22 protein-coding genes are annotated in these 21,034 nt (G+C 67.8%); 8 read left to right on the forward strand and 14 right to left on the reverse strand.

Annotated elements, in window-relative coordinates:
- Positions 1 to 33 precede the first annotated feature (33 nt).
- Positions 34 to 2,115 carry a copper-translocating P-type ATPase gene (locus J2X42_RS13675; RefSeq protein WP_310165997.1) on the reverse strand — a complete coding sequence of 694 codons (2,082 nt, stop codon included), beginning with the start codon at positions 2,113 to 2,115 and terminating at the stop codon, positions 34 to 36.
- Positions 2,116 to 2,142: 27 nt separating this feature from the next.
- On the reverse strand, positions 2,143 to 2,451 hold the full coding sequence (locus J2X42_RS13680; RefSeq protein ID WP_310165999.1) for a heavy-metal-associated domain-containing protein: 309 nt from the start codon (positions 2,449 to 2,451) through the stop codon (positions 2,143 to 2,145).
- Between the two features lie 604 nt (positions 2,452 to 3,055).
- Here J2X42_RS13680 and J2X42_RS13685 point away from each other — a divergent pair.
- The 4 genes from J2X42_RS13685 (at position 3,056) to J2X42_RS13700 (ending at position 6,068) form a co-directional block, all read left to right on the forward strand.
- On the forward strand, positions 3,056 to 3,745 hold the full coding sequence (locus J2X42_RS13685) for a PAS and ANTAR domain-containing protein (RefSeq protein WP_310166001.1): 690 nt from the start codon (positions 3,056 to 3,058) through the stop codon (positions 3,743 to 3,745).
- Between the two features lie 105 nt (positions 3,746 to 3,850).
- Complete coding sequence (locus J2X42_RS13690; protein WP_310166003.1) at positions 3,851 to 4,270, forward strand: YciI family protein; 420 nt, start codon at positions 3,851 to 3,853, stop codon at positions 4,268 to 4,270.
- A gap of 20 nt (positions 4,271 to 4,290) precedes the next feature.
- Complete coding sequence (locus J2X42_RS13695; RefSeq protein ID WP_310166005.1) at positions 4,291 to 5,541, forward strand: DUF6596 domain-containing protein; 1,251 nt, start codon at positions 4,291 to 4,293, stop codon at positions 5,539 to 5,541.
- A gap of 59 nt (positions 5,542 to 5,600) precedes the next feature.
- Entirely contained in the window at positions 5,601 to 6,068 is a 468-nt protein-coding gene (locus tag J2X42_RS13700) for an SRPBCC family protein (protein ID WP_310166007.1), read from the forward strand.
- Positions 6,069 to 6,179: 111 nt separating this feature from the next.
- Here the strand turns inward: J2X42_RS13700 and ribA are convergent, their stop codons facing one another.
- From ribA to J2X42_RS13715, 3 genes are all read right to left on the reverse strand, one after another.
- Positions 6,180 to 8,075 carry a GTP cyclohydrolase II RibA gene (gene ribA, locus J2X42_RS13705; protein WP_310166009.1) on the reverse strand — a complete coding sequence of 632 codons (1,896 nt, stop codon included), beginning with the start codon at positions 8,073 to 8,075 and terminating at the stop codon, positions 6,180 to 6,182.
- Between the two features lie 336 nt (positions 8,076 to 8,411).
- The gene (locus J2X42_RS13710; protein WP_310166011.1) at positions 8,412 to 8,945 is read right to left on the reverse strand and encodes a hypothetical protein; all 534 of its coding nucleotides are present in this window, start codon (positions 8,943 to 8,945) and stop codon (positions 8,412 to 8,414) included.
- Positions 8,942 to 10,159, reverse strand: a complete 1,218-nt coding sequence (locus J2X42_RS13715; protein ID WP_310166137.1) for a serine/threonine-protein kinase — start codon at positions 10,157 to 10,159, stop codon at positions 8,942 to 8,944. The genes J2X42_RS13710 and J2X42_RS13715 overlap by 4 nt, the downstream gene beginning before the upstream one ends.
- Positions 10,160 to 10,308: 149 nt before the next feature.
- On the opposite strand from J2X42_RS13715, the gene J2X42_RS13720 reads away from it, so the two are divergent.
- Genes J2X42_RS13720 through J2X42_RS13735 form a run of 4 tightly spaced genes read left to right on the forward strand, consistent with a single transcriptional unit; the run spans position 10,309 to position 12,735 of the window.
- Entirely contained in the window at positions 10,309 to 10,929 is a 621-nt protein-coding gene (locus J2X42_RS13720; protein ID WP_310166013.1) for an acetyltransferase, read from the forward strand.
- Between the two features lie 42 nt (positions 10,930 to 10,971).
- Positions 10,972 to 11,328: a metalloregulator ArsR/SmtB family transcription factor gene (locus tag J2X42_RS13725; RefSeq protein ID WP_310166015.1), complete on the forward strand. Its 357-nt coding sequence runs from the start codon at positions 10,972 to 10,974 to the stop codon at positions 11,326 to 11,328.
- 32 nt (positions 11,329 to 11,360) lie between these two features.
- A complete protein-coding gene (locus J2X42_RS13730; protein ID WP_310166016.1) occupies positions 11,361 to 12,341 on the forward strand; it encodes a TIGR03086 family metal-binding protein in 981 nt (326 codons plus the stop codon).
- A gap of 58 nt (positions 12,342 to 12,399) precedes the next feature.
- Positions 12,400 to 12,735 carry a hypothetical protein gene (locus tag J2X42_RS13735; RefSeq protein WP_310166017.1) on the forward strand — a complete coding sequence of 112 codons (336 nt, stop codon included), beginning with the start codon at positions 12,400 to 12,402 and terminating at the stop codon, positions 12,733 to 12,735.
- Positions 12,736 to 12,842: 107 nt separating this feature from the next.
- Here the strand turns inward: J2X42_RS13735 and J2X42_RS13740 are convergent, their stop codons facing one another.
- The 9 genes from J2X42_RS13740 to J2X42_RS13780 all read right to left on the reverse strand — a co-directional run bounded on the left by J2X42_RS13740 (position 12,843) and on the right by J2X42_RS13780 (position 21,034).
- Positions 12,843 to 13,421, reverse strand: a complete 579-nt coding sequence (locus J2X42_RS13740) for a hypothetical protein (protein ID WP_310166018.1) — start codon at positions 13,419 to 13,421, stop codon at positions 12,843 to 12,845.
- Positions 13,421 to 14,782: an iron uptake transporter deferrochelatase/peroxidase subunit gene (gene efeB, locus J2X42_RS13745; protein ID WP_310166019.1), complete on the reverse strand. Its 1,362-nt coding sequence runs from the start codon at positions 14,780 to 14,782 to the stop codon at positions 13,421 to 13,423. Before efeB ends, J2X42_RS13740 begins: the two co-directional genes overlap by 1 nt.
- The gene (gene efeO / locus J2X42_RS13750) at positions 14,779 to 15,942 is read right to left on the reverse strand and encodes an iron uptake system protein EfeO (RefSeq protein WP_310166020.1); all 1,164 of its coding nucleotides are present in this window, start codon (positions 15,940 to 15,942) and stop codon (positions 14,779 to 14,781) included. Before efeO ends, efeB begins: the two co-directional genes overlap by 4 nt.
- A gap of 48 nt (positions 15,943 to 15,990) precedes the next feature.
- Complete coding sequence (efeU, locus tag J2X42_RS13755; RefSeq protein WP_310166021.1) at positions 15,991 to 16,842, reverse strand: iron uptake transporter permease EfeU; 852 nt, start codon at positions 16,840 to 16,842, stop codon at positions 15,991 to 15,993.
- Between the two features lie 126 nt (positions 16,843 to 16,968).
- Positions 16,969 to 17,742: an ANTAR domain-containing protein gene (locus J2X42_RS13760; protein WP_310166022.1), complete on the reverse strand. Its 774-nt coding sequence runs from the start codon at positions 17,740 to 17,742 to the stop codon at positions 16,969 to 16,971.
- 173 nt (positions 17,743 to 17,915) lie between these two features.
- Positions 17,916 to 18,317, reverse strand: a complete 402-nt coding sequence (locus J2X42_RS13765) for a VOC family protein (protein ID WP_131135253.1) — start codon at positions 18,315 to 18,317, stop codon at positions 17,916 to 17,918.
- A gap of 24 nt (positions 18,318 to 18,341) precedes the next feature.
- Complete coding sequence (locus J2X42_RS13770) at positions 18,342 to 18,788, reverse strand: helix-turn-helix transcriptional regulator (protein ID WP_310166024.1); 447 nt, start codon at positions 18,786 to 18,788, stop codon at positions 18,342 to 18,344.
- A 9-nt stretch (positions 18,789 to 18,797) separates the two neighbouring features.
- A complete protein-coding gene (locus J2X42_RS13775) occupies positions 18,798 to 19,532 on the reverse strand; it encodes a GAF and ANTAR domain-containing protein (protein WP_310166025.1) in 735 nt (244 codons plus the stop codon).
- 110 nt (positions 19,533 to 19,642) lie between these two features.
- Positions 19,643 to 21,034 carry a potassium transporter TrkG gene (locus J2X42_RS13780; protein WP_310166027.1) on the reverse strand — a complete coding sequence of 464 codons (1,392 nt, stop codon included), beginning with the start codon at positions 21,032 to 21,034 and terminating at the stop codon, positions 19,643 to 19,645.

Raw genomic sequence — 21,034 nt, forward strand, 5'->3', positions numbered from 1 at the left:
TCCCGGCGCCGGACGTGAACGGACCTGTTTCTTTCAACGCACCTGGTCCGGGTTCAGTTTCAGCCGCCTCAGCAGCTGGGCGTTCAGGGCCACCACAATCGTGGACGCAGACATCAGGATAGCCGCCGCCGCAGGGGACAGCACCACCCCGGCGAACGCCAGCACGCCGGCGGCCAGCGGGACGGAAATGACGTTGTAGCCCGTGGCCCAGACCAGGTTCTGCCACATCTTCCGGTAGCTCGCCCGGGACAAATCCACCATGGACAGGACGGCCCGGGGATCGTTGCCGGCCAGGACAACGCCCGCCGATTCCATGGCGACGTCGGTGCCCGCGCCGATCGCAATGCCCACCTCTGCCCGGGCCAGGGCAGGCGAGTCGTTGACTCCGTCACCCACCATGGCCACCCTCAGCCCGCGGGCCTGCAGTTCCGCCACCTTCTTGTCCTTATCGGCCGGGAGGACTTCCGCGAAGACCTCCTCGATCTGCAGTTCGTCAGCCACGGCCTGGGCAACCTGGCGTGCGTCGCCAGTGATCATGGCAACTGTGATGCCGCGGTTGTGCAGGGCGGCCACGGCCTGGCGGGACTCGGACCGGACGGCGTCCTCGAGGCTGACTGCACCCAGGATCCGGTTCCCGTCGACCACGTGCAGGACCGCAGCTCCCCGTTCCATCCACGCCGAGGTGGAGGCGGCCGCGGAATCCGGTTCCGTGAGGCCCAGTTCGCGCAGGAGAGCCGGCCCGCCCACGTGGATCACGCGGCCGTCCACGGTGGCGCGGACGCCGCGCCCGGTCATGGACGTGAAGCCGGTCGCCTCCGGAATGCGCAGGTTCTTCGCCCTTGCCGCCCTGACAATGGCCCGGGCAACGGGGTGTTCGCTGTCCGCCTCCACGGCGGCGGCGAGCGCCAGCAGCCCGTCCCGGCTGCCGCCGTCGGACGCTATTACGTCCTTGAGCTCCGGCTCACCTGTGGTGAGCGTCCCGGTCTTGTCAAAAAGGACGACGTCGACGGTGCGCATCCGTTCCAGGGCCATCCGGTTCTTGATGAGGACACCGGCCCGTGCCGCCTGTTCAGTGGAAATCGCAATCACCAGCGGGATGGCCAGGCCCAGCGCGTGCGGGCAGGCGATCACCAGCACGGTGACGGTGCGGGCAACGGCTTCAGGGACGCTGCCCAGCAGTGTCCACACCACGAACGTGACAACACCGGCGCCGGCGGCGAAGTAGAACAGGAAAGCGGCGGCCCGGTCGGCCAGGGCCTGGGCCTTGGAGGAGGAAGCCTGGGCCTCTGCCACCAGCCGCTGGATGCCGGCCAGGGCAGTGTTCTCGCCCACGGCGGTCACCCGCACGCGGACGGAATTGTCGGTGGCCACGGTTCCCGCGACGACGGCGTCTCCCGGGGCGCGCGGGACGGTCCTGGATTCGCCGGTGATCATGGACTCGTCAAACTCGGCCTGCCCATCGGTCACCGTGCCGTCGGCCGGCAGCCTGGCGCCCGAGCGGACCAGGACGGTGTCGCCTTCGCGCAGCTCGGAAACCGGGACCGTCTCGGTGCCGGTGCCCGTCACGCGTTCGGCCTCATCCGGGATCAGTGCGGCCAGGGCATCCAAGGCCCCCTGCGCGGAACCGAGGGCACGCATTTCGATCCAATGGCCCAGCAGCATGATGGCCACCAGCAGGGCCAGTTCCCACCAAAAGTCCAGGTCGAAGCCGCCGATCCCCAGGCTGGTGGCCCAGGAAGCGGTGAAGGCGACGCTGATGGCCATGCCGATCAGCAGCATCATGCCGGGGCGCCGGTCTTTCAGTTCCTGCAGTCCGCCCTTGAGGAACGGCTGGCCCCCGTAGAGGAAGATCACCGTGCCCAGGACGGGCGGAATCCAGTCGGAACCAGGGAACATCGGCGGCATGTAGCCCAGGAGGTGGCCCACCATGGGACTGAAATAGACCACCGGGACGGACAGGGCCAGCGATGCCCAGAACCTGTTCTTGAACATCGCCGTGCTGTGGCCGGCGTGCTGGCCGGCGGTGTGGACGGCATGGTCGTCCTCGCGGTGGTGGCTGTGCGGGTGGTGGCTGTCGTGGTGATGGTGCTCTGTGGTTGCGGTGTGGTCTTGCATGATGCCTCCTGGCGAGGATCCTCTGGGTCAGCGGCTGACGGTGTATCCGGCCGCCGTGACAGCCTCGCGGACCGCGGCGGGATCGGCGGATCCGGCGATGCGCAGGCGCGACGTGCCGCCGGCTACCAGTTCAACGGTGGCGGCGTTCACGCCCTCCACGGTGGATGCGGCTTTCTTGACGGTCTCAACGCAGTGGCCGCAGGTCAGGCCCTCAACCAGGAACTCGGCGTCGGCCGTCTCCTGCCGAGGAGGAGTGGCGGCGTTCGTTGAGCAGCAGCTGCAGCCGGCGTGCGGGGTGGCCTGTGGGAGTTCGGTGCGGTTTCCAATACCAGGCATGTCAGTATCCATTCCTTGAAAAAGGGCCAATGGGCGCTGGGGTTGAACGGCTGTGACGGCGGTGCTGGGCACCTGCCTGGACATACCACTTCACTGACAACACCTCGAATATACCCCCGGGGGGTATCTGAGTCAAGGGTGCGCAACACCCGGCGGCCGGCGGCGGTGGTAGGGATCGCCCGGCGTCACGCCGGGCACGCTTTCGGGGAGCGGTCGACGGCGGCGGCCCGGTTTAGCGGGGTAGCGGCACCTAAGGTGGGCCGAAAGGCTGCCTGGTGTGACGCCGTCGTACGTCCTGCCCGGACGCTCTCTCACTTGATGCAGGAAATTCAACGATGCTCTCTCACTACCTGCAGCCGCGCCCGGCGGCAGCCGCGGGTGGTGAGAGAGCGTTGCCGGGAAACCGGCAGGTAGTGAGAGAGCGTTGCCGGGAAACCGGCAGGTAGTGAGAGAGGATCGCCGGGAAACCGGCAGGTAGTGAGAGAGCGTCCGACGGCGGGGAGGTCACCTTTGCGATACAAACGTTTCGGATGCGGGTTTCCTTGCCATAATGGGATGACCGCCCATGGGGAGGCGGCCTACAGAACGCCCGGAGGTGCCCAAAGTGTCCGACTTGAGCCGCCCGCACACGTATTCGAGCGCGCTCGGTACGGGCGATTGCCCGGCCGGGTCGTACCACATCGACCTGGTCCACGGGACGGCAGCCTGGTCCGACGGGCTCTATCACCTCCACGGCTACGAACGCGGCGAGGTAGTGCCCACCATGGAGCTGATCCTCGCCCATAAGCATCCGGACGACAAGCCGCGGACCCAGGAGATCATCGGGGAAATCAGCCGGCATGGCGGCCACTTCTCCATCTACCACCGGATCATCGATGCCCAAGGCCGCCTGCACCAGGTCCTGACCTCCGGCGAAGGACTTGTTGATGCGTCGGGGAGGGTGTCTGCGATTGACGGCATGATGGTGGACCTGACGGCCACCCTTCAGCGGGAAACCGAGGAGGCGGCACGCGAGGCAGTGGAACGGGCCACCTCCACCCGCAGCGTCATCGACCAGGCGCGGGGACTGGTGATGGGCAGGCTCCGCGTCGGCTCCGACGAAGCGTTCAGGCTGCTGATCCGCCTCAGCAGCCGGACCAACATGAAACTGGCCGTCGTGGCCGCAGACCTCGTTGCCCTGGCGGACGACCCCGACGGCACGAAGGGCCCCGCCGGCCAGGACCGCCTGGATGCGGCCGTCCGTGACCTGGTGGGCGGCAAGCCGAAGCGCCACCGGCCGCACCCCCGCAGCTAAGGCAAAAGTTTTTCTTTTCGTGTGTCGATCTGCCGTGGCGCCGTTCGACCTATGGGTGAGAAGGTCGAAAGGCGACCTTCCAAGTATCCAAAGGAGAGAACCACAATGGCCAAGTACATGCTGATCATGCGGGCAACCGACGAGTCACTCGCCAAGTTCACGGACGTCGACTTCACCGAGGCATTGACCGCGATGGGCAAGTTCAACGACGAACTGATCCGCGCCGGAGTGCTGCTGGCGGCGGAAGGCCTGGACGACCCCAAAGAGGGCGTCGTGGTGGACTTCACCGGGGAGCAGCCAGTGGTCACCGACGGGCCGTACGGGGAGACGAAGGAGCTGTTCAACGGCTTCTACCTCCTTGATGTCGCTTCGAAGGAGGAAGCCATCGAGTGGGCCAAGCGTGCACCGATGACCGAAGGAAGCAAGACCGAGATCCGCCGGGTGCCCACCATCGACGAGTTCCCGCAGGACAACGAATGGATCCAGAAGGAACGTGCCTGGCGCGAGCAGACCGGGCAGCTCTGAACCGGCAGCCCTGAGACACAGTGGGTTCCAACGCGGCGAGGGGCGCCGTCGAGGCTGTGTGGCGGATGGAATCCGCCCGCATCGTCGGCGCCCTCGCCCGGTTTACCGGCGACTTCGCCCTCGCCGAGGACCTGGCCCAGGAGGCGCTCGCCGAAGCGCTCGTGTCCTGGTCCGTCAACGGCGTCCCCGCTGAGCCGACGGGCTGGCTGCTGACCACGGGCCGCCGTCGTGCCATCGATTCATTTCGACGGCGGGCGGCAGGGGATGAGCGCTACGCACTGCTCGCCCGCGACCTGTCCCCGGAGGAGCCGGGGCCGGATGCGCTGTTCGATCCGGAGGCGATCGACGACGACGTGCTGGCGCTGATGTTCATCTCTTGCCATCCGGTGCTGTCCAAGGAGGCCCGGATCGCGTTGACGCTCAGGGTGGTGGGCGGTTTGGGGAGCGAGGCAATCGCCAAGGCGTTCCTGGTGCCGGTGGCAACCATCCAGGCCCGCATCACCCGGGCCAAGAAAACCCTCGCCGCCGCCAACGTCCCGTTCGCCGTGCCGGAGCCGAAGGAGCGGGCCGAACGGCTGGGCTCCGTGCTGCAGGCGGTCTACCTGATCTTCACGGAGGGGTCGTTCGCGTCCGGCGGCGACTCCTGGATCCGCCGTGACCTCGCCGCCGAGGCGCAGCGGCTGGGCCGCACGCTGGTCCGGCTCGATCCGCAACCGGAGGTCTTCGGGCTGCTCGCGCTGATGGAACTGACAGCCGCCCGCTTCCCGGCCCGAGTGGACGCGTCCGGACAGCCGGTCCTGCTTGAGGACCAGGACCGGCTGCTCTGGGACCAGTCGGCGATCCGTCGTGGCCGCGCGGCGCTCGCCCGGGCTGTGGCTGCCGGGCACGGGCTGGGTGCCTACGGACTCCAGGCATCCATCGCCGAATGCCATGCGGTGGCGGGGTCGGTGGCCGGGACGGACTGGCCCCGGATCGTTGGCCTGTATGAGGCACTCGGCCGGCTCACGCCGTCGCCCATCATTGAACTCAACCGGGCGGTAGCGGTGGCCATGGCCTCCGGCCCGGCCGACGCGCTGGTGCTGGTGGAGGCGATCGCCGCACGCGGCGAACTGCGTGGTACACATCTGCTTCCGTCGGTCCGCGGGGAGCTCCTCACCCGGCTGGGGCGGCGGGACGAGGCCCGGACCGCGCTCTGGGAAGCTCTGGAGATGTGCGGAAACGCCGCGGAGCGGGCGGCGCTCGAACGCAAGATCGGTGCCCTCAGCACCTAGCCGCGGAGTAACGGGGCGTTGGCCTCCACCAAGCCCTGACCAGCCACTATGCTGGCTGCATGGCTACCTATGAAGTGACCCGCAGCGCATTCATTCCGGCCCCGGCCGAGGCAATTTTCCCCCTGATCAACAGCTTCCACCAATGGACCAAATGGTCGCCCTGGGAGACCGTGGACCCCACCATGGAACGCCACTACTCCGGCAACGACGCCGGCGTGGGCGCGAAGTACGCCTGGAGCGGCAACCGCAAGGCCGGCAGCGGAAACATGGAGATCGTCGAGTCGACCGCTCCCAGTGTCCTCCGGGTCCGGCTCGAATTCACGAAGCCCTTCAAGGCCGTCAACCCCACGTCCTTCACCCTGACCCCGGCAAACGGCGGCACCACCGTGAAATGGACCATGACCGGCGAGAACAAGGGGCTGGCCAAGGTCTTCGCCCTGTTCATGAACATGGACAAGCTGGTGGGCGGCGACTTCGAAAAGGGCTTGAAGCAGCTCTCGGCAGCCGCGGCCGGTACGAAGAGCTGAGCCTGGACGCCCGCGGGGCCTGGGAGTAAAAGCGGTCCGGCCCCGCTTGAGCGGCGCTGGGCAGCACCGCTCAAGCGGGTTAGGGCCGCGGAAGCCGGCAGCCGGCAGCGGCTAGAACGACGGGACCGTAAAGACCAGTCCCAGCAGGCCCCTGCCCGCCTGCTCCAGGATCGGGTCGATCGCAAGCGTCGGATGGCTGAGCAGCACGTTCACGTCGCGCTGGATCCGCTGGAGCGGGTGGGCCAGCCGCTGGGCGCTGCCGCCGGATCCCGCGGCCACCAGGCGCACGGCTTCGGCGGAGGCTTCCCCGCTGAGGGCGAGCGAGAGCCGGTAGGCCGCCCGGCCGCCGTCGTCCAGGTTTGAAAGGCGGGCATCCGCCCCGGCGACCAGCCGGACCGCCTCCTCCCAGTGCAGCCGGGCCGTGGCCAGCTGCCCGTAGGCCTGCGCGAAGCGGGCCTGCGCCAGCAGCGAATCCGACTGCCGGGTCTCCACGGTGTTCTTGCCCCTGCGCACCATCATTCCTTCGCGGAAAAGTTCAACGGCGTGCTCCGCGGCTCCCAGCGCGGCGGACGGCGCCACCAGGTTCAGCAGGATGGCCATGGGCGTGTGGAGGATCGGGTCGGGATGGATCCGGCTGCCGGGGTTGTCCGCGGAGCCCAGCAGGGCCCAGTCCTGTACGCGGTGATCGGGCACAAAGAGCTGCTCCGCCGTGAGGTCGTTGCTGCCCGTGCCCCGCAGGCCCGCCGTGTGCCAGACATCCAGCAATTCAAGCTCAGCCACTGGCACCAGGGCCTGCATCCGGACACCGTGGTGCTGGACTGCCAGGAGAGCCCACTCCGAGTGCATCACGCCGGACGCGAAGCTCCAGTGTCCGGAGATCGCGTAGCCGCCCGTAACCTTTTCAGCCGTGCCCACGGGGGCGCCGGTTGCGGCCGCCAGGGGAGCGGGCCCGCCGGCGAAGACTTCCTGCTGGACCCGCTGCGGCCAGCGCGCCAGCATCCAGACGTGCTCGGCCAGATGGCCGGCCGTCCACGCGGTTGAGGCGCACCCCCGGGACAGCCGGCGGACCACCTCGGCGTAGGTGTCGACACCCAGCCCGGATCCCCCCAGCGCCTTGGGCGACAGCATCTCGAAAACCCCGGCAGCCTTGAGCTCCGCCATGGTCGATTCCGGCAGGCGGCGCAGCTGCTCGGTCGCCTCAGCACGTTCCCGCAGCCGGGGGATGAGGGCGTCCACGCGGTCCAGGATCCGGCCCGGGCCCGGGGCCGTGTTGACAGTCTCGACGGCGGGCGGGGCGGGTTCGTCTGCGGCCGGGTCCAGGACGCGTTCGACGGCGGCCGGCGCCAGGTCGAGCGTGTGGGCCGTGTGGTCGCGTTTGGCGGCAAGGTAGCGATGGTTGGCTTCGGACAGGTGGACGCCGGTGGGGACCTGCTCGGCGATGGTGATCCCGAGGGAGGTGAGCTGGGCGGCCTTGTCCGGGTTGTTGGTGAGCAGCCGGACGGAAGTTGCCCCGACGGCGTCGAGCATCTGGGCGGCCGCGGTGTAGTCGCGCTCGTCGTCGCCGTGGCCCAGGGCCCGGTTGGCTTCGTAGGTGTCCAGGCCGGTGTCCTGCAGGGCGTAGGCGTCGAGCTTGGAGTACAGGCCGATGCCGCGGCCTTCCTGCCGGAGGTAGAGGAGGAAGCCGCCCGCGGCCGAGATCTGTTCCACGGCCTCGCGGAGCTGGGGGCCGCAGTCACAGCGCTCGCTGCCGAAGACGTCCCCGGTGAGGCACTCGCTGTGCAGCCGGACCAGGGGCGTGTTGCCGCCGTCGGCCGCGTCATGCAGCATGCCGTCCCAGTCGCCGAAGGCCAGCAGCAGGTGCTCCTTGCCGTCGGCCAGCCCGTGGAAGGTCAGGACTTCGGCGACGGCGGTGAAGCCGTCCGGGAAACGCAGCGGAACCGTCACCCGGCTGCGGACAGTCGCGGGGGCCGTCAGCGACGCGGCGATGGACTCGAAGAACGTGGTCATCCGGGGTTCCTTGCACTCGAAACAAGAGAGGCGCTTACTTGAAGCTTAAAGTAAATATACGCGCCAATGGTTGAAGTCGCAAGCATTTGTGTCGCCGCCGCAGCGTCCTCTACGTGCAATAGCTGAGCCGGGACGCAAAAGCGGCCCTGGCCCGCTTGAGCGGTTCGGGCCAGCACCGTTCAAGCGGGCCAGGGCCGCAGGAGCCCGTGAGCGGTAATCCCGCAAAATCGGAGGGCTCCCAAATTCGGCAATATGCTGCCGTTCGGTACCAGGGTGGGTCTATCGAAGAGGCTCTGAAGGGCATCCGGCAATATCCTGCCGCAACGAGGCGGGAGGTCAGCCGTTCTTGCCCTTGCCTTTGCCCTCGCTGCCCTTGGCTGGTGCGGGCGCGGGGGCCTGGGCCGGTGCGGGGGCGGGAGCGGCTGCCGCAGCACTTTCCGCGGCGGCTTGGGCCGACGCCTCTGCCTCAGCCCGTGCCTTCTCGGCCTCTGCCGCAGCTGCGGCGGCTGCTGCTTCCTCGGCCGCTTTCGCCGCTGCGGCTTCCACGGCGGCGGTGAGGTCGGCCCGGACGGCGGCGACGCTGGTCATGATGCCCCGGCGCCGGTCCTCGGAAACCTGTCCGCTGCCCGCTGCGGATGCAAGGCCGGCTTCCAGGCTCTCCAGCGCCTTGAGCGCTGCCGCGGGATCGTTGGCGGCCGCAGCCTGGCTGACGCCGAGTACTTGTTCCTGAAGCTGGCGGGCGGCGTCGCGCTGCAGGCCGGTCTCGGCAGGGCCGCAGCCGGCGAGCAGCGTGGCCAGGGCAAGGACGGTGGCCAGCCGAATCAATCGCCGTGTTTCGAACCATCTGCGGCGGGTCTGGAAAAGCGTCATGGTTCCACCTTCTTCTGAAGTTCCTGGAGGTGGTCACCCAAGGCGCCCGTGACCGTCGGGTAAGGCACGACGTCGGCAGTGGACTCCGAGGGCAGGCCCGCCGTGAGCGCAACAGACCCGCCCGCTGCCGCGAGGAGGATCAATGCCGCTGCAGGCCAGAGCCGCCTCCGCACGCGGGAGGGTCGCGCGCTGGAAGTCCGCGCGCGGCTGGGCGCTTCCGGAGCCTTGGGGGCGGGGGTGGCGGCCTGGGTGGGGATTGGGTCCGTGGGAGGGGCGGGCGGCGCTGAACTGATGGACGGCGCCCTGAACGGCATGCTGGGCAGGACCCGCGTGGGTGCCGGGGCGAGGCTGCCCGGGGCGGATTCGGGCGAAACAAGGGCATGTCGCAGCGCCGTCTCAATGTCTGCCGAGGCCGGGCGTTCCAGGGGTTCGATAGCTGTCATCGACCGGATCAGGTCCGCCCATTCGGCCGGGAGGTCCGACGGAATTTCGGGTGGCCGGTGCAGCCTGGCCACGGCGGACTCCACCGCGCTGCCGGGATACTCCACTGCCTGCTTGATGCATTCGAGCAGGACCAGTCCCAGCGAGTAGACGTCCGTGGCCGGGGTGAGCGGTGAGCCCATGGCCTGCTCCGGACTCAGGTACGCCGCCGTGCCTACCATGGCCCCTGTGGCTGTCAGGCGCGTGGCGTCGGTGATTCTGGCTATTCCGAAGTCCGTGAGCTTGGCCCGCAGCGGCTCGCCGGGGCGGGTCTGCGCCAGGAGGATGTTGGCGGGTTTGATGTCCCGGTGGATGATCCCCAGGCTGTGGACGTAGGAGAGTGCGTCGGCGACCCCGGCGCCGATGACCGCGAGTTCGTCCAGCGGGACCGGGCTGTGCCTGATGCGGGTCCGCAGATCCTGTCCGTCCGCCAGTTCCATGGTCAGGAACGGGCGCGGCTCGGTGGGGATGCGGGTATCGGTGCCGGCATCAAAAAGCGTCACCAGGCTGGGATGGTTCAAGGTGGCCAGCATCTTGATCTCGGCCTCCTGGCGTTTGAGCTCGCCGACGTCGGGCGCCTGGGGTGCGAAGAGCTTCAGCGCCACGTCACGGCCCAAATTCCCGTCCCGTGCCGAGTACACCGACGACATGCCGCCGCGGCCAATCACTTCACCCAGCCGGTAGCGTCCGGCAACCACGTCACTCATGTTGGAGCTGGGCGATTCCGCCACGATAACCGTTCCTTCCGGCGCCTTGGGGCACGCGTCATGCCCAGAATCGGGAGGCTGGGAAAAGCAACTCTTCCCATGATCTATAAGCATGCTTATCATTGCTGGAAAGGGGATCTGAAGTCAATCCTGTCGAAAAATCCGGGGCGTGCGTCGTGGAGGAATTGCTGATTGTTTCGGCCAGCGGACTGGCGCGCGAGGTTTTGGCGATGGTCCGCAGCAGTGGCCAGTACGACGTCCTCGGCATCCTTGACGACGACGTTGAACTGCGTGGCGTTTCCGTTGATGGGGCAACAGTCCTGGGGGGCGTTGAGAGTGTGCTGCGGTACGTGAACGCCAAGGTCATCGTGTGCATCGAATCGGAAATTGAGCGTGAGGCGGCAGTGGGCAGGCTCACGCAGCTGGGACTTCCCGAAGGCAGGTTTGCGACGGCGGTGGACCCTGACATCCCCCTCATGGGTATGACATTTGTCGGGCAGGGAAGCATCCTCCTGCATAACGTCACCGTTGCTCCGGCGGTCAGCCTGGGGAGGCATGTTGTGGCGATGCCGAACGTCCACCTCGGCTGCGACGTCCACATAGCCGACTTCGCCACCCTCTGTGCCGGGGCATCGCTGGGCGGCGGGGCGAGCCTGGGCCGCGGCGTCCATGTCGGGATGAATTCCTGCGTCCGCGAGGGCGTCACAGTGGGCCGCTACGCGCGGATCGGAATGGGCGCCGCCGTGGAAAGCAGCATGCCGGAGTTCGCAACGTGGGTGGGGAGTCCGGCGCATTAGAAACCGCGCCTTCGGGAGCGCAGGGGGTTGCCTAATGCGTTAGTGACGACTAACGTATTAATTGTGTTGGATGCCTTGGAGATCGCCGCGGAGCCGAACAGGCGCCGGCTTTTGCACCTTCTGGCACGCCAGGAACAGCCTGTGGGGGAGTTGGCCGCCCATTTCACGGTCAGCCGCTCCGCAGTCTCCCAGCACCTGCTGTTGCTCGAGCAGGCAGGCCTGGTGGCTGCCCGCAAAGAGGGGCGGAACAGGTACTACAGGCTCGATCCCGAGGGTATGGGCCGGCTCCGTGCGCTGGTCGAGCAGTTCTGGACTGACGAGCTGGACCTGCTGGCCGCAGACGCCGCCGAGCTGGCCGGAAACCGTCCCCAGTCAGGAGACCCTGCACCACCACGCTAGATACTTCATTTCCTAGACAAAGGACCGCTCAGATGAGCTTCGATAAAACCATCCTCCTTCCCGTCGACGCCGACGAGGCCTTCGCCCTGATCACGCAGCCGGAACGCCTCCGCCGCTGGAAGACGGTCGCCGCCAGGGTGGACCTTCGCGTCGGCGGCGAGTACCGCTGGACCATCGTCCCGGGCCACCACGCCGCGGGGACGTTCCAGGAAATCGAGCCGGGCAAGCGCATTGTGTTCACCTGGGGCTGGGAGTCCGCCACGGATCTGCCGCCCGGCGCGTCCACGGTCACCATCACGCTCGAGCCCGTCGACGGCGGCACGTCTCTGCGCCTGGTGCACGAGGGCCTCACGCCCGAGCAGTCCACAGCGCACGCCGAAGGCTGGAACCACTTCCTGGGACGCCTGGTCAAAGAGGCGTCGTCGGATGCGGGTGCCGGCCCGGACGAATGGGCCGCCGCCCCGGACCCCATCGACCACCTCATCTCCGCCGACGCGTCGCTGGCAGTCCTGCTCGGCGTCCTGCGCAAGCTCACGCCGGAAGACCGGGAAAAGCCGACGCCGTGCGAGGACTTCACTGCCCACGAACTCCTCGAGCACCTGGCCGGGTCGCTGAAGAACATCGGTACCGCCCTGGGCGCCGACGTCACGGACCGCGCCGATGCCGCTCCCGAGGTCCGCATCGCCGAACTCGCCCAGCCCACGCTGGAAGCGTTCGCCCGCCGCGGCGTTGACGGCACCATCGACATGGGCTTCGCCGAACTCCCCGCCACCATGGTGGCCAGCATCGTGAACCTCGAGCTGCTGGTCCATGCGTGGGACTTCGCGAAGGCAAGCGGCCAGGACCTGGCCGTGTCCGACGTCGTCACGGACTACGTGGAGGGTCTGGCCCTGGCGACCATCTCCGAGCAGGTCCGCTCCGGCGGCAGTTTCGCGCCCGCGAAGCCCGTCGCGGAGACCGCAGGCAGCCTTGAGCGGCTCATCGCATTCACCGGCCGGACCGTCACCGTCTGACCGATCGATGCACCCCCCGCAGTAAACAGAAGAACAATCCCGAAAGAAGGAAAAGAAAATGTCCAAGTTTCTCTTCATCTACCACTCCCCGATGACACCCGCGGAGGCAGCGCCGCCGGCACCGGAGGACATGGAAGCAGCCATGGGGGACTGGAACGCCTGGGGTGCCAAGGTGGGCGACGGGCTGATCGACTTCGGAACCCCGCTGGCCAACGGCGTCCGCGTTTCGCCCGGCGGAGCCACCGCGCCGAGCAGGCTCGAAGTCTCCGGATACAGCCTGATCGAAGCCGAGAACGCCGAGGCAGCCCTGGAACTCGCCAAGCAGCACCCGCACCTGAACATGCCGGGCAGCGAAATCGAGGTCCACGAGGCCCAGCACATCCCCGGAATGTAATCGGGCCTCGTGGTCGGGCCTGTCGAGGCCACATCCTGCTTGGGTCCGCCGCCCCAAACCGGCGGACACTCGCGCGTCTGATAAAGCCCTGTCCGGACGCTGCCCCGTCAGCGCCGGCTGATGCTGTTCGCGAAACCGACCATAATCGCCGTCCACCAGAACGCCTGCGAGAGCACCAGCGCCACCAGCAGGCGGGCGCGAAGGCTGCCGGACACCTCCTTGAACATGGTCCCTTCCGGGAGGAGGTGCAGCCTGCGCATCACCGGAATCAGGGAGATCCCGTTGAGCATCAGGCCCAGGACGCAGCACATCTTCAGCTGTGTCGCCGGGCTGGTGATGTCCGGATGAATCAACGCGCCGGTCACCAGCAGGCCCGCCAGGCCGGCCCAGATCAGCGGCGCCGCCGCCTGCTCCAGCCTGCTGGTATCACGCAGCCCGCGTTTGCCGACAAGCCACAGGAACCCTACCCAGTCCACAACAATCACGGAACCGAAGGCCAGCACCATTGCCAGGACATGGGCGGACAGCGCCAGCCGGTGGATGCCGACGTCGAAGGTGTGGGTATGGCCCACAGCAAGGGACGTGCACCACGCGGCTGCCGCTGCCACCGACAGGGCTGGAATCAGGATGCCGGGCCGTGACAATGCTGGCTTCTCCGCCGGGGCGGTCATTGTCTGGCCCGCCATCAGGTGAAGAGGCCTTCGCCGATGAACCCTCCGGGCTGGACGCCGGGCGGCACCGCTGCCAGGGCCGAGCCGGTGTGCTTGAGGTACTCCAGGGCCAGGGTGTCCTCCTTGGCCATGGCCATCTGCATCGGGACGTAGTGCGTGCGCGGATCCTTGACGAACGCAACGAAGAACAGCCCGGCGTCGAGGTGGCCCAGCCCGTCGGACCCGTCCGTGTAGTTGTAGCCGCGGCGGAGCATCCGCACGCCGTCGTTCTGGTCCGCGTGGGCCAGCCGGACGTGCGCGTCCATGCCGATCAGCGGTTCGCCGTCCTTGCCCTTGATGGCGAAATCAGGGGCCGTGAACTCCTTGCCGCCGGAGAGCGGGGAGCCTTCGGATTTGGTCCGCCCGATCAGCCCCTCCTGTTCCCGGAGCGAGGTGCGGTCCCAGATCTCGATGTGCATCCGGATGCGGCGCGCCACCAGGTAGCTGCCGCCCTGCATCCAGGCTTCGCCGTCGCGTGTGCCGGGCCCGGCCCAGACGTGCTCGTTCAGAAGGTCCGTGTCCTCGGCTTTGAGGTTGTTGGTCCCGTCCTTGAAACCGAACAGGTTGCGCGGGGTCTGCTGGCTCCGCGACGTCGAGGACGTGCGGCCGAACCCGAGCTGGGACCAGCGAACCCGGACCGTGCCGAAGCCGATGCGGGCGAGGTTGCGGATGGCGTGGACGGCCACCTGCGGATCGTCGGCGCAGGCCTGGACGATGATGTCGCCGCCGCTGCGGTTGGGCTGCAGGTCATCGCCCGGGAAGTGCGGCAGGTCGATCAGCGCGTCGGGCCGGCGGCCGTCCAGGCCGAAGCGGACCTTGCCGTCCTTCTCGAACAGGCCGGCGCCGAACGCGAAGGTCACGGTCAGCTTGCCGGCGCTGAGCCCCATCGCCTCGCCGGTGTCCTCCGGCGGAGCGTCGTAGGGGCCGTTGACGGCGCCGGTGGTTCCGGTTTCGCGGCCCTGCGACATGGCCTCGGCCGCGGCCGTCCAGTCTTTCAGGAGCTTGATGAGGGCAGCACGGTCCTCGGTGATGACGTCGAAAGCGGCCATGTGCAGCCGGTCCTGAGCCGCCGTCGTGATTCCTGCCTGGATGGCCCCGTGGAACGGAACCACATCATTGGTTCCGGCTTCGGCCGGGGCGGCCACTGCGGCGAGGGCGTCCTGGCTGAGCAGGCCTGCGGCCACACCGGCGAGGGCACCTGCACCGCCCACGCCGGCCAGGGCCAGCAGGCCCCTGCGGGACATGCGCGACGCTGGGGCGTCACCTTGCGCGGAAACGGTGGGGACGGCGTCGGGAGCGGTGCCGGGCTGGCCCCCGCCGTACGGGCAGCCGCTCACAGGACGACGGCGGCGGTCAGGTTGGACAGCGGCTCGCCGAGCGCGTCAACCAGGGCGGCGAGCTTCTGCACCTGCTCGGGCGTCAGTTCGTTGTAGTAGACGAAGCCTTCGCCGCGGGCGTGCTGCGTGAGTTCGGCCTGGAGGGCTGCGAACTTCTCCTCGAGCGAGGCCGCGAGTGCCGGGTTCTTCTGCTCGAGCACGGGCTTGAGGTTCTCGAAGGCGATCCGGGCGCCGTCCATGTTGGCCTGGAAGTCCCAAAGGTCCGTGTGGGACCAGATTTCCTCTTCGCCGGTGACCTTGCCGGTGGCAACCTCGTCCAGCAGCTCCTTGGCGCCGTTGCCCAGCTTGTCGGCGGTGAGTTCAACGCTGCGGGTGCGGCCGGCCAGGTCCTCGGTGTCGGCCACCAGCTGCGCCGCGAGTGCTTCGCGTTCCGGGGCCGTCAGCGCGGCGAATCCGGCGGGCGGGAACAGGTCCTTCTCGGCGCGGTGCCATCCGGTCCATTCCTCGCCCTCTGCGAGGTCGGCCTCGCGGGCGTCCAGCTTCGGGTCGAGGTCGCCGAAGGATTCCGCGACCGGCTCGATCCGCTCCCAGTGCATGCGCGTGGCGGCGTAGAGGTCCCGGGCCTTCGCGGCGTCGCCCGCGGCGTAGGCTGCGGCGAACTCCTTGGTGCCGGCGAGGAGCTGCTCGGCCTGGTCCTTGACGTAGGCCAGGTACTGGGCCGTGCCCGTGTCGGTGAGGGCCTTGATGTTGGTGTCCACCGCGGGCTTGTCGCCGGATTCGGTGATTTCGAACGCGGAGCGGATGCCCTCGCCCTGCATGCCGGGCTTGCACGCCGTCGTGTACGTTCCGGCGGGGGCGGTGACCACCAGGTTGCGGGTCAGGCCCGGGCCGATGTTCTCCACTTCGCCGATGATCCGCAGGCCGTCTTCGGCGAGCAGGTAGAACTCGGTGACCTGGTCGCCGTCGTTCTGGATGGCGAAAGTGATGTTGCCGCTCTTGGTGCTGGTGCTGGACACCGAGCACACGTCATTGGTGCTGGATACCTTGATGGGGCCGGTGGCGGCCGGGGCGGCGTTGTCGGTGCAGGCGGCCAGCGTCAGGGGAAGGACGGCGGCGGCCAGCAGGTATCGCAGGCGCGTGGTCTGGGGGGATTTGGGCATGGGGGTGTTCCTTTGGGGATGTGATGCGGGTTGGGGAGAGGGAAGAGCTTAGGAGCCGACGGCAGCGCGGACCGGCCTGGGGGTTGCGGCCGCGGTTGGGGTGCGGCGGTTGGAACGGAGGTAGAAGAACATGACCGGCGGGACGTAGAGCAGCCAGGCCGCGCCCTCCAGCCAGGTGGTGGCGGGGGAGAAGTTCAGGGTGCCTTTGAGCAGGGTCCCGTACCAGGACGACGGCGGCACGGCGGCTGAGACGTCAAAGGCCAGGCTGTGCAGGCCGGGCAGGATGCCGGCCTCCTGGAAGTCGTGGATGGCGTAGGCCAGGACGCCGCCGGCGATCACGATCAGGGCGGCGCCGCTCCAGGTGAAGAATTTTCCGAGGTTGATCTTCAGGACCCCTCGGTGCAGCAGGGCACCGAGGGCGACGGCGGTGCCGATCCCCAGAAGCGCGCCGATCAGCGGCGTCGTGGAAGAGCCGGCTGACTGGGCTGCGGCCCAGAGGAACAGTGCCGTTTCGAGGCCTTCCCGGCCCACAGCGACTGCGCCGACGACTGCCAAACCCCAGCCGGATCCGCCGGCCTTCAGGTCAACCTGGGACCGGAGGTCGCTGCCGAGGGTGCGGGCGGTCCGCGCCATCCAGAAGACCATCCAGGTGACCAGGCCGACGGCCATCACGGACAGGCTGCCGCCGATGGCTTCCTGCGCCTCGAACGTCAGTCCGCGCGGGCCGAAACTGAGGAGGGCACCGAAACCGATCGAGGCGGCCACGGCGATTCCGACGCCGACCCACAGCTTGGGGAGCAGGTGGGACCGGCCGCTTTTGGCCAGGTACGCCATTAGGAGCACGACAATAAGCGTCGCCTCCAGGCCCTCACGGAGGCCAATCAGATAGTTCGCGGTCATGGGCAGTGCACCTCGGCTCGTGGAAGCCAAGGTTAGGCTCGCCTAAAGAGGAAGATTACCCAGATTTCCCAATTAAGCAAACTTTTCGTGAGCTAATTGGCCAAGCGTTACGCCGCAATCCCAAGGTCAGGTTTCGAAGTGCGTTTCCGGTGCGCCGCCGTAGCCCTCCAGGATGCCCTCGGCCACGAGGCGGAGCTTCATGTTCCGGTGGCTGGAGGCGTTGGAAAGAATGGCGAAGGCCTCACTGTAGGAGCACCTGTTCTGCCCCATGATCACGCCGCAGGCGATGTCGATGGCGGTGCGGCTGGACAGCGCCGAGCGGAGCTGCTCCGTGAACTCGGACGCCCGCCGGACCTGCGTGGCCAGGCGCAGGCTCCTGGACGCAAGGTCCCGGAAGCCAAAAGCCTGGGACATCAGCTCGGTGGTGAAGACGTTGGCTCCGGCGGCCAGGAAGGTCAGCGCGCCGGCGTAACCGTGGTCCACGTCCAGGGGAAGGCTGACGGCACTGAGGTAACCGGCCGCCTGCAGCCGCTGCCGGTAGTGGGGCCACCGCGGGTCCCGCGACTCGGCGTTGACCAGGATGGCCACGTTGCCGTTCAGCGATTCCGACGCCGGGCCGTGCGAATGCTCCTGGTCCCACCTGGTGAGCAGCACGGCTTCGTCCGGGCTGCCGGCCGTGACCGGTTTCCGTCGGGGCGCCCGGAGGGTCACCACGCAGTCAATGACCGCGTCGGCGGCCCGGGTCAGGGCTGCTGCGCCGATGTCGGCAAGCAGGTCCAGGGATGCGGCCTCCGTGGGGGCCGTCAGGTCGTAAAGTAGTTCGGCGCCGTTCCAGCGCCAGTCGGTGTCCAGTTCCAGCTCGTCCGAGCCTCCACCGGTCTGTGTCTGACCGTCGTTCACGTGATTGCCCCCTTCATGTGAGAAGGGCCGTCGCTACTGCAGCCAATTCAGAGAATACGGGGGAGCGGACGGGCGGCACACGAGTAGTGGGTACTCGAATTTGAACAGGGCGGACACGCGGCGGCCCGGGTCCCAAGGAGGGATCCGGGCCGGGGCGTTGGCGTTCTTCGGGCTCAGCCCTGGTTGATGCGGATCATGTTTCCGGACGGGTCGCGGAAGGCGCAGTCGCGCGGGCCCCAGGGCTGCACGATCGGTTCCTGGAGGACCTCGGCGCCGGACGCGCGGAGGGTTTCGAACGTGGCGTCGAGATCGTCCGTGGTGAACACCAGCATGGGCATCACGCCCTTGGTGAGCAGCTCCTGGATGGCGTCTCCGTCAGCCTGTGAGCGGCCGGCATGCGGAGGGGAAAGGACGAGCTCGAGGTCGGGCTGGGCGGCGCTGCCGAGGGTGACCCAGCGTTGTCCGTCCGAGCCGACGTCGTTCCGGACTTCAAAGCCCAGGGCGTCGCGGTAGAAGGCGAGGGACTCATCGAGATCGTTGACGGTGACGTGTGCGTACTTCAATGAAATGTTCATGTCTTCACGCTATGGCAGCGGGAATCAGGACGCTTCTTCAATCCTGCTCAGTGTGGCGCGGGCTGCTTTGTTGCCCTTGCGGTCCGGTTTGGTGTGCTGCTTGGCGATGCAGTTGGGCATGGCCTTCACGGCGTGGTGTTCCCGGGCCCGGTATTCGCTGGGCGTTATGCCCACGATCTCGGTGAACCGGGAGCTGAACGAGCCCAGCGACGTACAGCCCACCTCCATGCAGGCATCCGTCACGTTCGAACCCGCACGGAGCAGCGCCATGGCCCGTTCGATCCGCCGCGTCATGAGGTAGTTGTACGGTGTTTCGCTGTACGCGGCCTTGAACTGGCGGGAGAAATGCGCGGGGGACATGAGTGCGCCGGCGGCCATCGTGGGCACGTCCAAGGGCCGGGCATACTCGCGGTCGATCAGGTCACGGGCCCGGCGCAGGTGGGCCAGGTTGGCCAGTTCCTGCGGTGTCATGCCGTCATTTTACGCGTCGAAGTGGGTGCTGGGCTTGCCGCCGGAGATCTTGACCACCATTTCCTCGGCGATGTCGCGGAGCTTCTGGTTCCGGTGGCTGGAGACGTTGGTCAGGATGGTCATGGCCTCGGCCTGGGAACAGCGGTTCTGGCCCATGATGATCCCGCACGCCAGGTCAATGGCGGTGCGGCTGGCCATGGCCGCGCTCAGGTCGTCCGCCGCGCCCTGGGCAGTACCCACTTTGACGGCCAGGCGGACGGCGCTGCCGGCAAGATCGGCAAAGCTGGCGGCTTCCCTCATGATGTCCGCGGTGAACACGCCCGTGGAGGTGGCGAAAAAGTTCAGCGCCGCGGCGGAGTCCTCGCCAAGCTGCAGCGGGACGCCCAGGGCGCTGAGGATCCCCTCGTCAAAGAGCACTTTCTGGTACTCCGGCCAGCGCGGGTCGGTGCGGACATCGCCCAGAAGGGTGGGCACCCCGGTCCTCAGGGCCGCGATGCAGGGGCCGTCACCCACGCGCTGCTCGATCTTGTCCAGATGGATGGCCTTGGGGCTGCTGCCGCCCACCGTCGCTGTCCGCTTGGTGCGCTTCAGCGTCACACCGCATTCAATGGTTTCATTGGCGCTGCGGCTCATGACGCCGGCGGCGATGGAAGCGAAACCGCCCAGGAACTCGGCCACGGACTCGGCGCCGACAATCAGGTCCTGGAGTTCAAGGAGGAGGTCACGCTCGGGGCTAGTGGACATCTCCACAACATATTCCCATCAGGTTATGCCCGCAACAGCCCCGCCCATTAAGCGCGAACGTACACTTGGGGCCCAGCCACGAGGGCCCCAAGTGTACGTTCGCGCCGGGCCTAGCCGATGATGGGGCGTTCTTCCGGCAGCCGGTACAGCCTGGGGTGCGAGGACAGGGCCAGCGCGGACGCCACCGTCACGGTGCCGATGCGTCCTGTGAACATCAGCGCCATCAGCACCCATTCGGCCGCCGGCGGGAGGTTGTACGTGATGCCCGTGCTCACGCCCACGGTGGCGAACGCGGAGATGGATTCGAAGAGGACCTTTTCCAAGCTGTAGTCGGTCACCATCAGGAGGAGCAGCGTGCCGCTGACGACGGCGGCGACCCCCAGCAGTGCCACGGACAGGGCCTGCCGCTGCGAGGATGCACTGATGGAGCGGTGGGCGATGGTCACCTCGTCGCGGCCGCGGACCTCGTTCCAGATGGAGAAGCCCAGCACCAGGAACGTGGTGATCTTGATGCCGCCCGCGGTGCCGGCGCTGCCGCCGCCGATGAACATCAGGATGTCGGTCACCATCAGGGTTTCGGGGGCGGCGGCACCGTAGTCGATGCTGTTGAACCCTGCGGTGCGGGGGAAGACCCCGCCGGCCAGGGAGCCCAGCAGCTTTCCGGTGAAGGACAGCGGGCCCAGCGTCCCGGCGCGGTTCCATTCGAAGGCGGCGAACAGCCCGATGCCAAGAACCAGGAGGCCCAGGGTGCCGTAGATGGTCAGGCGGAGGTGGACGCTCCAGTTCTTCATTTTTTGGTCACCGCGGACCAGTTGGATGATGACGGGGAAACCCAGGCCGCCGGCGATGATGGCCGCGCAGATGGGGACGATGATCCAGGGATCTTCCGCGAAGCCGATGAGGTTGTCGCTGAACAGGCCGAACCCGGCGTTGTTGAAGGCGGAGACCGCGTGGAACACGCCATGCCACACGGCGGTCCCCGGGCTGGCGTCGTACGCGATCCAGAACCGGCCGGTCAGCAGGACGGCGGTGGCGGCCTCGATGCTGAGCATGATCTTAGCGACGCGCAGCAGCACTGACCGCACGTCGCCGAGGTTCAGGGTGTGGGTCTCGGACTGGGCCACGAGCTGGCCCTTGAGGCCGATGCTCTTGCGAACCAGGAGCGCCAGCAGGGTGGCCAGGGTCATGATGCCGAAGCCGCCCAGCTGGATGAGTGCCAGGATGACGGCCTGCCCGAACGGTGTCCAGAACGTGGCGGTATCCACCGTGACAAGGCCCGTCACGCAGACGGCGGAGACGGACGTGAACAGCGCATCCATCCAGATGTCCGGATCCTCCACGGTCCGTGCCATGGGCAGCGTCAGCGTGCCGGCGCCGAGAAGGATGACCGCAAGGAAGGCGAGCGGGACGGACCGGACGGGGTGCGTCAGGGCGCGCCTGATGGCGCTCTCCTTCCGGTCCCTGGTGACCTTGGCCTTGGCGGCCCGCAGCTCCGGTGGCAC

It is taken from the genome of Arthrobacter sp. BE255 (genome assembly GCF_031457335.1).
In the GTDB taxonomy this organism is placed as follows: domain Bacteria; phylum Actinomycetota; class Actinomycetes; order Actinomycetales; family Micrococcaceae; genus Arthrobacter.